The organism is Kribbella italica (assembly GCF_014205135.1).
In the GTDB taxonomy this organism is placed as follows: Bacteria; Actinomycetota; Actinomycetes; order Propionibacteriales; family Kribbellaceae; genus Kribbella; species Kribbella italica.
Map to the genome: position 1 here is coordinate 8580108 of NZ_JACHMY010000001.1, position 12423 is coordinate 8592530.

Annotated in this window: 9 protein-coding genes; 3 read left to right on the forward strand and 6 right to left on the reverse strand. The window is 71.8% G+C overall.

Going from position 1 to position 12423, the window contains the following annotated elements; genetic code table 11:
• Position 1: 1 nt before the first annotated feature.
• Genes HDA39_RS40315 through HDA39_RS40325 form a run of 3 tightly spaced genes read right to left on the reverse strand, consistent with a single transcriptional unit; the run spans position 2 to position 3243 of the window.
• Positions 2 to 979 carry a Gfo/Idh/MocA family protein gene (locus HDA39_RS40315; protein WP_184804640.1) on the reverse strand — a complete coding sequence of 326 codons (978 nt, stop codon included), beginning with the start codon at positions 977 to 979 and terminating at the stop codon, positions 2 to 4.
• A complete protein-coding gene (locus HDA39_RS40320; RefSeq protein WP_184804642.1) occupies positions 976 to 2004 on the reverse strand; it encodes a Gfo/Idh/MocA family protein in 1029 nt (342 codons plus the stop codon). The genes HDA39_RS40315 and HDA39_RS40320 overlap by 4 nt, the downstream gene beginning before the upstream one ends.
• Positions 2005 to 3243, reverse strand: a complete 1239-nt coding sequence (locus HDA39_RS40325; RefSeq protein WP_184804645.1) for a DegT/DnrJ/EryC1/StrS family aminotransferase — start codon at positions 3241 to 3243, stop codon at positions 2005 to 2007.
• A 104-nt stretch (positions 3244 to 3347) separates the two neighbouring features.
• On the opposite strand from HDA39_RS40325, the gene HDA39_RS40330 reads away from it, so the two are divergent.
• On the forward strand, positions 3348 to 4598 hold the full coding sequence (locus HDA39_RS40330; RefSeq protein WP_184804649.1) for an aminotransferase class V-fold PLP-dependent enzyme: 1251 nt from the start codon (positions 3348 to 3350) through the stop codon (positions 4596 to 4598).
• A 45-nt stretch (positions 4599 to 4643) separates the two neighbouring features.
• Here the strand turns inward: HDA39_RS40330 and HDA39_RS40335 are convergent, their stop codons facing one another.
• Together HDA39_RS40335 and HDA39_RS40340 are read right to left on the reverse strand one after the other, a co-directional pair.
• Positions 4644 to 6461, reverse strand: coding sequence for a polysaccharide deacetylase family protein (locus HDA39_RS40335; protein ID WP_184804652.1), 1818 nt, complete (start codon positions 6459 to 6461; stop codon positions 4644 to 4646).
• Positions 6462 to 6554: 93 nt separating this feature from the next.
• Entirely contained in the window at positions 6555 to 7874 is a 1320-nt protein-coding gene (locus HDA39_RS40340) for a helix-turn-helix domain-containing protein (RefSeq protein ID WP_184804653.1), read from the reverse strand.
• Positions 7875 to 8065: 191 nt separating this feature from the next.
• Between HDA39_RS40340 and HDA39_RS40345 the strand changes: the two genes are divergently transcribed.
• Together HDA39_RS40345 and HDA39_RS40350 are read left to right on the forward strand one after the other, a co-directional pair.
• Complete coding sequence (locus tag HDA39_RS40345; RefSeq protein WP_184804657.1) at positions 8066 to 9082, forward strand: NAD-dependent epimerase/dehydratase family protein; 1017 nt, start codon at positions 8066 to 8068, stop codon at positions 9080 to 9082.
• On the forward strand, positions 9082 to 10131 hold the full coding sequence (locus HDA39_RS40350) for a dihydrodipicolinate synthase family protein (RefSeq protein ID WP_184804660.1): 1050 nt from the start codon (positions 9082 to 9084) through the stop codon (positions 10129 to 10131). The genes HDA39_RS40345 and HDA39_RS40350 overlap by 1 nt, the downstream gene beginning before the upstream one ends.
• Positions 10132 to 10146: 15 nt before the next feature.
• On the opposite strand, the gene HDA39_RS40355 is transcribed toward HDA39_RS40350, so the two are convergent.
• On the reverse strand, positions 10147 to 12390 hold the full coding sequence (locus HDA39_RS40355) for an ATP-binding cassette domain-containing protein (RefSeq protein ID WP_184804663.1): 2244 nt from the start codon (positions 12388 to 12390) through the stop codon (positions 10147 to 10149).
• Positions 12391 to 12423: the final 33 nt, after the last annotated feature.

Sequence of the window (12423 nt, forward strand, 5' to 3'; positions counted from 1 at the left end):
GCTACCAGGTCTGAGGTTCCCCGCCGGTGTCGGCACTGAGTTGGGCCAGCAGCGCGATCCGGGTCGCTGCCAGGCTCTCCGCGGTGCCGACCTCCGGGCGGCGGCCCTCGGCCAGCGCTGTCAGGAACTCCTCGGCCGGCCGGACGGGACGCCCCAGAGCAGGGCTCCAGACGTCGCGGTCGTGGGTCACCACGTCGAGCGTTCCCCGGGCCCAGTCGAGCTCGGCCGTGCCCGCCGTACCGGTCAGGCGCATCCGGTAGTGACCGTGGTACGCCGAGGCCGCCGGCCACATCCAGTGCGCCTCGATCGTCGCGGTCACGGCGCCGGCCCCGAGCAGGACCGCGCCGTTGTCGGAGAAGCCGGGACGGTCCGGCAATGAGCAGTTTCCGGCCCGCCCGGCAACGGTTCCGGCGCTCGCGCCGGACAGCGCCAGGACGAGGTCGATGTCGTGGACGGCGAGGTCGCCGAGGATCCCGCCGTACCGGGCGCGGTCGAAGAACCAGTCCGGCCGGGACGCGTAGTTGAGCTTGTGCGGTCCGGTCGACGCGACCAGGGCCAGGTCGCCGAGGATGCCGTCGGCAACCAATTGCCGGGCGGCGACGGTCACCGGGTACCCGCGCTTCTCGAACATGACCGACACCGTGCGGTCGGCCGCCTGCGCCGCCGCGGTGATCCGGTCGAGGTCGGCGAGCGTCGTACACAAGGGCTTGTCGGCCAGCACGTGCGCGCCTCGGTGCAGGGCCGCGACGACGACGTCCGCCCGGGCGCCGTACTCACCGCAGACCGCAATCACGTCGACGTCGGGCAGCTCCTCGTGGGACGCGTACACCGGTACGCCGAGACCGGCGGCGTACCGCGCGGCCGCGGCCGGGTCCGGCTCGCTGACTCCGACGAGCTCGACGTCCGGCTGGTGGGGCAGCTCGGACAGGACGTAGTCGACATGGGGATGTGCGGTCCCCGCGAGGGCGAGGCGGATCATCGAGGCTCCGGAAGGGTGACGGCGCGCCCGGTCCGGCACGCCTCGTAGATCCCGCACAGCAGCTGCACGGTGCGCAGTCCGTCGTGGCCGGTGACGGCGGGATCGCGGCCGTCCCGCCAGGCGCCGAGGATGTCGCGCCACTGGTCGAGGTGGCCGGCGTCGCCGATCGCGGCCGGGTCGGACGAGCCGGCCGCGACGGCCGAGACCTGCGCGGGCCGTCGTACGCCGTCGAACTCCCAGCGGGTGATCTCGGTGTGGGTGATCTCGAGAACGCCTGTACTGGTGAAGATCGTGAGCCGCGCCGGATCCCCGGGCCGGGTGGCCGTCGTGGTCACGGCCGTCCCGAGAGCGCCCGACGCGAACCGCAGGGTGGCGACGGTGGTGTCCTCGGCGTCCATGCCGGACCCCAGCGTCGCGTACTGCCCGGTGACCGCGCCGACCGGGCCGAGGAACCACTGGAGGAGGTCGAGGTTGTGCAGGCCCTGGTTCATCAGCGACCCGCCGCCGTCCGCAAGCGATCTGCGCCAGTCCGCGTGCGCGTAGTACGCCGCGTCGCGGTACCAGTGCACGAACGTCTCGCCGAGGAGCGGGCGGCCGAGGGCGCCGGCGTCGAGGAGCCGCTTGACCGCGACGTTCTGCGACTCCAGCCGGCGCTGGGCGATGACAGCGACCATCAGCCCCCGCTGGTCGCCCAGCCGGACGATCTCCTCGGCCGTCGCGGCGTCGACCGCGAGCGGCTTCTCGACGACCACGGCTTTGCCGGCCCACAACGCGGCGAGGGCCTGCGGGCCGTGGGCGCCACTCGGACTCGTGATGGCGACGAGGTCCACGTCCGGGTGGGTCAGCACCTCGTCCGCCGGCAGGTGCGCGGCGGCGTCCAGGCCGAGCTCGGTCAGGACCGCCGGGCTCCCGCCGCTGACGGCGACGACGACGGCCTGGTCGGACAACTGGGTCAGCACTCTGGCGTGGGTCCGGCCGATGCTGCCGAGCCCGACGATGCCGACGCGGGGCCGCGCGGATCCCACCTACTCGTCTCCCACCAGGTCGTCCGCGGCGGCCACGACCTTGGCGATGGCGGCCGCGACCGCCCGCGTCCGCTGCTCACTGCCGAGCAGCGTTCGCTGGTTCAGCCAGATGGTGTCCTGCGACACGAGGTCCGCGTTGGGGCAGTCCGCGACCGGGTACGGCTGGCTCAACCGGCCGGCGATGTCCTTGCTCTCGGCAATCAGGGCGCCGTTGCGGTGCAGCGGCACGTACCCGCTGGAGACCTCCGCGAGCCCTTCGGCAGCGAGCGCACGCAAGGCGGCGTCGCGTCGTCCGGGTGCGGCCAGGGCGGGGATCCGCATCAGGAACAGGTGCCGGCCGTGGGCGGTCACCGCCGGGTCCTCGGGGGCGAGCAGCAGGCCGTCGACGTCGCCGAGGAGGGTCGTCAGCAGCGTCGCGTTGCGCTCCCGGATCTCTTGCAGGGCAGGGAAGCGGGCGAGTTGCGCCCGCAGTACGGCGCCCTGGAACTCGGTGAGGCGCAGGTTGAGGCCGACCGAGTCGTGCTGGTACCAGCCTCCACCGCGCACCCGGCCGACGTTGACGGTGGAGTAGACCGCGGCGGCCAGCGTCTCGTCGTCGGTGAGCACCACGCCGCCTTCGCCGGCGGTCATGTTCTTGCTGGTCTGGAAGCTGAACGTGCCGAGGTCACCGATCGCGCCGACCGGCCGGCCCTGGTACGCCGCTCCGATGGCCTGCGCGGCGTCCTCGACGATCGTCAGGCCGTGCCGTGCGCCGAGCGCGACGAACGCGTCCATCGCGGCGGGCCGCCCGGCCAGGTGAACGGGGACGACGGCCTTGGTGCGCTCGGTGACAGCCGCCTCGGTGGCGTCGGGGTCGAGCAGGTGCGTCAGCGGGTCGACGTCGGCGAAGACGGGCACCGCCCCCATGAACAGGGCGGCCGACGCCGTCGCGATGAACGTGTACGGCGGCACGATGACCTCGTCGCCGACCCCGACCCCCGCGGCGCGCAGGGCGGCGGAGATGGCCAGCGTCCCGTTGGTCAGGCAGGTGCCGTGCGCCGCCTGCTGGTAGTCGGCGAACTCCCGCTCGAAGGTGGCGACGACATCGCCGTGGGTGCTGCCCCAGTTCCGCGAGGTCAGGACGTCCAGCAGTCCCTTCTCCTCGGCGTCGTCGTACGTCGGCCACTCCGGGGCCGGGTCGTCGGCCGGCACGGCCGCCGGGCCGCCGTTGATCGCCAGGGCTGGGAAATCCGCGGGCATGTCGGCACCTCATCTATTTCGGTCAACCGGATCTTGGATTACGTTACTGTAGAAAACTCCGCCGGTCGAGAGTGCCGGCGGAGACCACCTGCTGGGAGGTCCTCGTGCCGCAACCATCCGCGCCGCTCGCACTCCAGGGCGGATCGCCAGTCCGGACCCGGCCGTTCCCGAGCGTCGGCAGCGCCGCCGGCCGCACCCTCGGCGACGAGGAGGTGGCCGCCGTCACCCGCGTGATCCGCAGCGGACAGCTCAACAGCACCGTCGGGACCGAGACGGCCGACCTCGAGCGGGAGTTCGCGCAGTACTACGGGATGCCGCACGCCGTGGCATCGTCGTCCGGTACGGCGGCGCTGCACCTGGCGGTCGCGGCCGTCGATCCCGACCCGGGTGACGAGATCATCACCACCGGCCTGTCCGACGCGGGCACCGTGCTGCCGATCCTCGCGCAGAACGCGGTGCCGGTCTTCGCCGATGTCGACCCGCTGACCGGAAACCTCGACCCGGCCGCGGTCCGGGCCCTGATCACGCCGCGCACCAAGGCGATCATCGTCGTCCACCTCTTCGGTGTCCCGGCGCCGGTCGCCGAGCTGCGGGCGATCGCGGACGCCCACGGCCTGCTACTGATCGAGGACTGCGCCCAGGCTTACCTGACGCGCTGCGCGCCGGACGGCGCCCTGGCCGGCACCGTCGGGCACCTGGGCTGCTTCAGCCTGCAGCAGTCCAAGCACATCACGGCCGGGGACGGTGGGCTCACCATCACCGCCGATCCCGCGCTGGCCCGCCGGGCCCGGCTGTTCGCCGACAAGGCCTGGCCGCGGGACACCGACGAGCGCACGCACCTCTTCCTCGGGCTCAACTACCGGATGACCGAGCTGCAGGCGGCCGTCGCGCGGGCCCAGCTCGGCAAGCTGGCCGGCGTCGTCGAGGACCGCCGCAAGAGCGCGGAGATCCTGACCGAGGCTGTCGCGCCGCTGGCCGGCCTGACCGCGGCGCTGGCTGCTGGTACGGCGTACTGGCAGTTTCCGGTCTTCGTCGACGAGGCAGTTGCCGGCAGCAACGGTCACCGGTACGGCGAGGCGCTCCGGGCCGAAGGGATCCCGGCCAACGGCGGGTACATCCAGCGGCCGCTGTACCTCACGCCGCTGTTCACGGAGCAGCGGACGTACGGCATGTCGGGCTACCCGTTGACCCTGGCAACGGCCCCGAGCTACGCCGAGGGGTTGTGCCCGCGGACGGAGCAGCTGATCACCGGGGGTGGACTGCTGGTGATCTCGTGGAACGAGCGCTACACGGCCGACGACGTGGCGGACATCGCGGCGGCGCTCCGGAAGGTGCACGCCGCCTTCACCAGCTGAGGTGAGAAGAACCGGCGCCGAGCCGAACTCGGCGCCGGTCGGGACTCAACGAGACAGTGCCACGGTCCAGTTGTTGTCGCCGGCCACGAGATCCACCTCGAGCTCGACGAAGTACCGGCCGTGCCTGGTGACCACGCGCGCGGACCCCTTGCCGTCGCGGACCACCGGCTCCGCGTTGGCGTCGAGGCCCGGCAGGGACAGCAGCACCGACGCGCTCGGGATCGCGTCCGCCGCCTGCGCCCGGACGACCCAGCCGTCCTGATCGGCAGAGGCCTCCGCGGACAGCGTGACACCGCGACGGCCGCGCTCCCAGGTGTTGATCTGGCGGCTCGTCCACCAGGGCATGCCGCGCCGCCGGGCCTCTTCGGCCACCGCGACGCATGCCGCGCGCGTCAGCGGACGCAGGTGCAGGTGCGGCCCGTGGAACAGGAAGTGGGCGACGCCGTGGACCGCTTCGGCGCCGTCGAGGATCACGTCGCGGACCGACTCGTGCCCGGCCCAGGCGAGGTCCTGGGTGTGCAACGGGAGGTTGAGGACGTCGAAGTACCGGTTGCCCTGCGTCGCGTCGGCGATCGGGAACGACACGTGTGCGGTACCGAACAGGAAGCCGACACTGCCCTGCTTGCTGGGCCCGCGCGACTCGTCGATCTGCAGGCCGAGCCGTTCGCACCAGGTGTAGAACTCGGTCCAGCCCTCCCAGCGGGTGTAGTGGTTCTTGTTCGACACGATGTCCTCGGTGCCGGTCACGGCCTGGGCCCAGGCGTACTGCGCGCGGATCTGCGGCCAGCCCCAGGTGGCGAGGTCGGCGTCGCCCATCGCGTTGTAGTGCAGCGCGTTCTCGTGCCCGGCCGCGGTGATCGCCGCGAGGATGTCCGGCGAGTAGCCGCCGGGGAACACGTGGCACCAGGTGACCTCGACGTCGGCCGCGGCGAAGGCGTCGAGCGCCGCCTGGCCGTGCTCGTCGACGTTGCCGTCGGAGTCGTGCGACATGTGGGCGACGGCGGCGACCCCCGCGGGCCAGTAGCCGAGCCAGGGCACGACGGCGGCGGCGTGCTCGGCGGCCCACCACACGGTCTGCAGGAAGACCGAGCGCCACAGGTCGGCGTGCGGCTGGTCGAACATCGGTACGGCGGACGGCGGGGGATAGGTGTGCTCGAACCGGCCGGTCAGCTCCGGCTCGCCCGGCGGCATCGCGCGGTCGTGCTCGAAGCTGAGCGCCATACCGTCCTCGCACTTGAGGATGCCGTCGTCGATGGGCGCGGTGCCGTCGGCCGCGGGCGCGCCGTCGGCGTCGACGGTGTAGCCCTGCTGGATGCGGACGATGCTCTGCCAGACGTCGATGCCCAGCGTCACCGCAAGCCCCGCGTCGAGCCGGCGTAGTACGGCGGCCGGATGCGCGCCGGCCTCATCGGTGGGCTCCCACTGCGCGAGCACCTCGACGTCCTCGCCCGGCGTCAGCCGGACCCCGCCGACGGCGTGCAGGCCGACGTCCGGGCGTGAGGACCAGACGGGGCTGTCGAGGATCGTCACCTGGCCGTCGTCGACAGTGCCGCCGGCGGTGACCCCGGCGACGGCCGAGAGCGGACCCGGGTCGCCCACCACGACGAAGGTCCCGCCGGCGCGGACCCAGCGCTCGAAGCCGGGGCTCGCGGCCGGGTCGAGCGTCGGCGGTCCGGCGAAGACCAGGACGGCGACGTCGTCGGGCGGGGTGGCTGCCTCGTCCGGCGTCAGCGACCGGAACGGAACCCGGGCGTGGCCGAGGACCTCGGTGACGTAGAGCCACCAGGCGTCAGCGCCACCTTCCTGGCTGCGCTGCGTCGCGGCATCGTCGATCACGACTGCTACGGCATGACGTGCGGGCACAAGACCTCCTGCGATGGACGGCGTCCAGCCACCCTGCCCCACCAGCCGGGAATATGGCAAGCACTAATCGGAGTTAGGGTCTGACCGCAATCGTCAGCGCGGGAGTTTCTCGACCAGGAGCTGGTACGGCCGCGGGGGCCGGCCGACCTTGCTCGAGTGCGACGGCGGCATCGGCCAGGCGAGCCCTTCGTCGACCAGCGTGTGCAGCGACCGCCGGGCGGTCCGCAGGGTCACCCCGAGCAGCTCGGCGACCTTCTCGGCGTCGACGACGCGCTCGGTGTCGCCCAGAGCGTCCAGTCGCTCGGCCAGCCGGACGAGCACCTGCGCGCCCTTGGTGTCCGGTGCCGCCGCCGACCGCTCGGCAACGTGGGAGCGGTCGCCCGGGAGCTGCAGCACGGTGTCCCGCGGCCCGACGATGAACGCGGTCCGCCCGCCGTCCGCGGCGGCCTTGTCGACCGCCGACTGGGCGTTCACCTCGGCCTCACGGGTCGAGCGCCCGAGCCCGATGCCGATCTCCAGCAGGATGCCGAGCTCCTCGTGGATCCGGCCGAGGAACGGTGCCATCGACAGGTTGTTCGTGGCCAGGCGCAACGACCCCATCGTCATCACGATCAGGAAGCTGTGGTCGTCGCGGGGAACCACGGCCGCGTCCATCGGCCGGGCGTCGCGCAGCAGCTCCCGGTGCAGCGACAGCTTGAGCTCCTGGTACCAGTAGTTGCTGGGGCTCGCGTGGGCCGGCAGCGCCGAGCCTGGGACCTGGATGATCATCGTGACGATCCGCGACTCCTCGAGCTTGGCGCCACTGCCCATCAGGATCGCGGTGGTCAGCGCGTCGCGGATCGTCGTCGCCGACGGCGCCATCCGCAGGCAGGGGATGTCCGCCTTGCGCAGCGCGGCCTCGACGCTCGGGACCGTGGTGACGACACCGGTGGTCTTGCCCCGCTCGTACAGCTTGCGGTGGAAGTCGAAGAACCTGTCCGCCGACTCCGGGCCGACGTACTCGGTCAGCCGGACGCCGGCGACCTTCACGCCGATCTCCTCGTAGGCGTGCTGCAGGTCGCGCTGCGAGATGGTGTCGACGCTGATCCGCGCCGGGTCGAACACGTTCTCCAGCACCCCGCGGAGCAGGGTCGAGAACAGTGCGGGCCCGCCGGAGGGCACGTACGTCGCCGGAACGGGCAGCTGACCCGCGGCCAGGGCCATGTCGTACGGGAGCGGACCGGCGAACAGGCAGACGTCGACGCGGGACGCGATCCGGCTCGCCTGGGCGTGCGCGTCGTGCTCGTCGTCGTACACCGCGGTCACCAGCCGCAGCGACGGGTTGTCGAGCTCGCGGGCCAGGGCCATCGTCCGGTGGACGATCTGCTCGGCGCCGATCACGCCGACCGTGACCTCCTCGTGGGCTGAAGGCATGATCAGGGATTTCGGCTGGCCGCTAGGGAGAGAATCACGCACCTATATTAGCGTCCGCGCACTCCGGGACGCCTGCTACCGCGCGGCTGCGCGTCCCGGCGGTTACGACCGGCCGGTCGTCGAGGATTGACGGACAGCCGTAATGGCAGTTACGGTCGCCCGGTATTAGACCTACCAGGGCAGGAGCATGCGTGCGCACTGTGGCTGAGCTCGAGGAGCGGCTGTCCGTCCCCCGTCCGGAACTCGTGGCGGACATCGGCAAGCTGGAGGGCGACCTCGTCGTCCTGGGAGCGGGGGGCAAGTTGGGGCCGAGCCTGGTCCGGCTCGCCCTGCGGGCGGTCGAGGCCGCCGGCGTACCGACGAAGGTCACCGCGGTCTCGCGGTTCACCGAGCCGGGGCTGGCGGACTCCCTGCGGGCGGCCGGCGCGGAGGTGCACGTCGCCGACATCTCCTCCGACGCCGAGCTGGCCACGGTCCCGGATGCGGCCAACGTGGTGTACCTGGTCGGCGCGAAGTTCGGTACGGCGGGCCGCGAGCACGCCACCTGGGCCACCAACACCTACCTGCCCGGCCGGGTCGCCGCGCGCTTCCCGGACGCGCGCATCGTGGCCTTGTCGACCGGCAACGTCTACCCGTTCGTCCCGGTCGGCAGCGGGGGTGCCGTCGAGGACTCCCCGCTCGAACCGGTCGGCGAGTACGCGATGTCGTGCCTCGGCCGCGAACGGATCCTGGCCGACGCGAGCGACCGGAACGGCACTCCCGTCGCGTTGATCCGGCTCAACTACGCGGTCGAGATGCGGTACGGCGTACTGCTCGACATCGCGTCGGCGGTCTGGCACGGCGAGCCGGTCGACGTCACGACCGGTCACGCCAACGTCGTCTGGCAGGGCTACTCCAACGAGGTGACGCTGCGCGCGCTGCACCACGCGGCCAGCCCGCCGTTCGTCCTCAACGTGACCGGTCCGGAGACCGTCTCGGTGCGTCAGCTGGCCGAGCGGTTCGGGCAGATTCTCGAGCAGGACCCGATCGTCACCGGCACCGAGCTGCCCACCGCCCTGCTCTCGAACGCCTCGAAGTGCCACCAGCTCTTCGGCTACCCCGACGAGACGCTGGGCGCGATGATCGACGACGTCGCGGCGTGGGTCAGCGCCGGTCTGCCGCGGCACGGCAAGCCGACCAAGTTCCAGCGCCGCGACGGCAGGTTCTGATGACGAGCGACGAAGCTCTCAAGCGCTTCCATGACGGGTGCGTCATCCCGGCCCACCCGTTGGCGCTCGACGCGGACCTCCGCCTGGACGAACGACGCCAGCGCGCGCTGAGCCGCTATTACCTGGAGGCCGGCGCGGGAGGACTGGCGGTCGCGGTCCATACGACCCAGTTCGCCTTGCACGAGCCCGGTCGCGGTCTGCTGGCACCGGTCCTCGGCCTGGCGGCGGAGGTCGCCCGCGAGTACCCGGATGACTCGCCGGTCCTGGTGGCCGGCATCACCGGGCCGACGGCGCAGGCCGTTCAGGAGGCTGAGCTGGCGGCCGAGCTGGGGTACCACCTGGCACTGCTCACGCCGTACGACGCCGGCGACAACAGTGAGGACGCCTTGCTGGACCGGGCCCGGGCCGTGGGCGAGGTGCTGCCGGTGATCGGCTTCTACCTGCAGCCGGCGGTCGGCGGCCGCGTGCTGTCGCGGGACTTCTGGCGCCGGCTGGCCGCACTCGACTGTGTCGCCGGGATCAAGGTCGCGCCGTTCGACCGGTACGCGACGCTCGACGTCGTGCTCGGCGTCCGGGAGTCCGGGCGGGCCGACCGGATCGCGCTCTACACGGGGAACGACGACCACATCGTGCTCGACCTGATCACGTCGTTCCGCTCGCCGGGGGTCACCGAACCGGACCTCGCCTTCGTCGGCGGGCTGCTCGGCCAGTGGGCGGTCTGGGTGCGCGGCGCGGTCGACGTACTGAACGATGCCGAGCTGGCCCGTTCCGGTGACGACGAAGCCCTGCGCCGGCTGCTGACGATCGAGCCGGACCTGACCGACGCGAACTCCGCGGTCTTCGACGTGGCGAACGACTTCCACGGCTGTGTACCCGGCATTCACGAGGTGCTTCGCCGGCAGGGGCTGCTCGAGGGCCGCTGGTGTCTCGACCCGGGCGAGAACCTGTCGCCGGGCCAGATGGCCGAGATCGACCGCATCTGGGCGGCGTACCCGCATCTGCGCGACGACGACTTCATCACCGCCAACGTCGACCGCTGGCTCGGTTAGGGCGCGTCTCGCGGCTCAGCGGGCAAGGGCACCGCGGAGGTGCTCGGCGGTCGCCGAGTCCGGGTGGTCGAGCAGCGCCTCCGGGGTGCCCGCGAAGAGGATCCGGCCGCCGTGGTGGCCGGGCCCGGGGCCGACGTCGACGATCCAGTCGGCGGCGGCGATGACGTCGAGGTTGTGCTCGATCGCGATCACCGTGCTGCCGGCGTCGACGAGCCGGTCGACGATGCCGAGCAACTGGTCGACGTCGGCCATGTGCAGACCGGTGGTCGGCTCGTCCATCAGGTACACCTTGGCCGGCGTCCGCAGCTCGGTGGCGAGCTTGACCCGCTGGGCCTCGCCGCCGGACAGCGTGGTGAGCGGCTGCCCGAGCTTGAGGTAGCCGAGGCCGACGTCGCCGAGCGACCGGACGACGCGCTCGATCACCTCGCTGGCGAACACCCCGGCGGCTTCGCCGACCGTCAGGTCGAGGACGTCGGTGATGTTCCGTCCGTCGAGCTGGTAGTCGAGCACGTCCTGCGTGTACCGCTTGCCGCCGCACTCCTCGCACAGCGACTTCAGGTCGTCCATGAACGCCAGCTCGGTGGTGACGAACCCGAGGCCGCGGCAGTTCGGGCAGGCGCCGTCGGAGTTCGCGCTGAACAGGGACGGGCTCACGCCGTGGGCCGTGGCGAACAGGGTGCGGATCTCGTCCATCAGTCCCGTGTACGTCGCCGGGGTCGAGCGGCTGTTGCCGGACAGCTGGCTCTGGTCGATCGCCACGACCTCGGGGTAGCGCCGCCGGAGCTCGTCGTTCACCAGGCTGCTCTTGCCCGAGCCCGCGACACCGCTCACGACCGTGAACACCCCGGTCGGGAACTCGACCGTGACGTCCCGGAGGTTGTGCGCGGTGGCGTTGGCGACGGTCAGGACGCCGGTCGCCTGGCGGGGCTTGCGGTTGAGGTCGAGCTCCCGGTTCATGCACCGGCCGGTCGGCGTACCGGCCCTGCGCAGGCCGTCGACCGGTCCCTCGTACAGGATCTCGCCGCCGTCCGGGCCGGCGCCCGGGCCGACGTCGACGACGTGGTCGGCGATCTCGATCACGTCCCGGTCGTGCTCGACGACGAGCACCGTGTTGCCCTTCTCCTGCAGCTTGCGCAGCAGCTGGTTGAACCGCTGGACATCGCTCGGGTGCAGGCCGGCGGTCGGCTCGTCGAAGATGTAGAGCATGTCGCCGAGGCTGCTGCCGAGGTGGCGGACCATCTTGATCCGCTGCGACTCGCCACCGGACAGCGTCGTGGTCGGCCGGTCGAGGCTGAGGTACCCGAGGCCGATGGTGACCAGGTTGCCCAGGCGGTCGCGCAGGCTCTCGACGACCGACGCGGCCTCCGGGGTGTCGACGGTCTCCAGTACGTCGAGCAGCTCGTCGGCCTGCAGCGCGGCCAGCTCGGCGATGTTGTGCCCGCCGATCCGGGAGGCGAGCGCCGCCGCGTTCAACCGGTTGCCGTCGCAGGTCGGGCAGGTGCCCGAGTGAACGAGCCGCTCGAACTCCGCCCGGCGCTTGGGTGACATCTTGCCGAGGTCCTTGCGCAGGAAGATCCGGTTGAACCGGTCGACCACGCCTTCGAAGTCGTTCGGCGTGCCGGGCAGGGGATCGGCGGCCTTGCTCCCGCGACGCAGAGTCTCCCACTCCGCGGCCGAGTAGTCGCCGAGCGGCTTGTCGTTGTCGAAGAGGTCGCTGTCGCCGTAGTACTCCCAGTACCAGGTGCCGACGGCGAAGGTCGTGAACCGGAAGGCGCCCTCGTTCAGCGAGCGGGACCGGTCGAGCAGCTCGCTCTCGACGAGCCGCGCGCTGACCCCGGTGCCGTGGCAGTCCTGGCACATGCCTTCGGGATCGTTGAACGAGTACCGGTTCGAGAAGCCGGCCGACGGTTGGCCCGCGCGCGAGAACAGCAGCCGCAGCAGGGGATGGATGTCGGTCACCGTGCCGACGGTGGAGCGCGCGTTGCCGCCGATCCGGCGCTGGGCGACCACGATCGCGGGCGAGAGGTTCTCGATCGCGTCGGCCGCGGGCTGCCCGTACTTGGGCAGCCGGTTGCGGATGAACGTACTGAAGGTCTCGTTCAGCTGACGCTGCGCCTCGGCCGCCAGGGTGTCGAACACCAGTGACGACTTGCCGGAGCCGGAGACTCCTGTGACCACCACCAGCCGGTGCTTGGGCAGGTCGAGCGACACGTCGCGCAGGTTGTGCTCCCGCGCCCTCACGATCCGGATCACGCTCATGCAGCACGAAGTTACCCGCGGCCTCCGACAGTT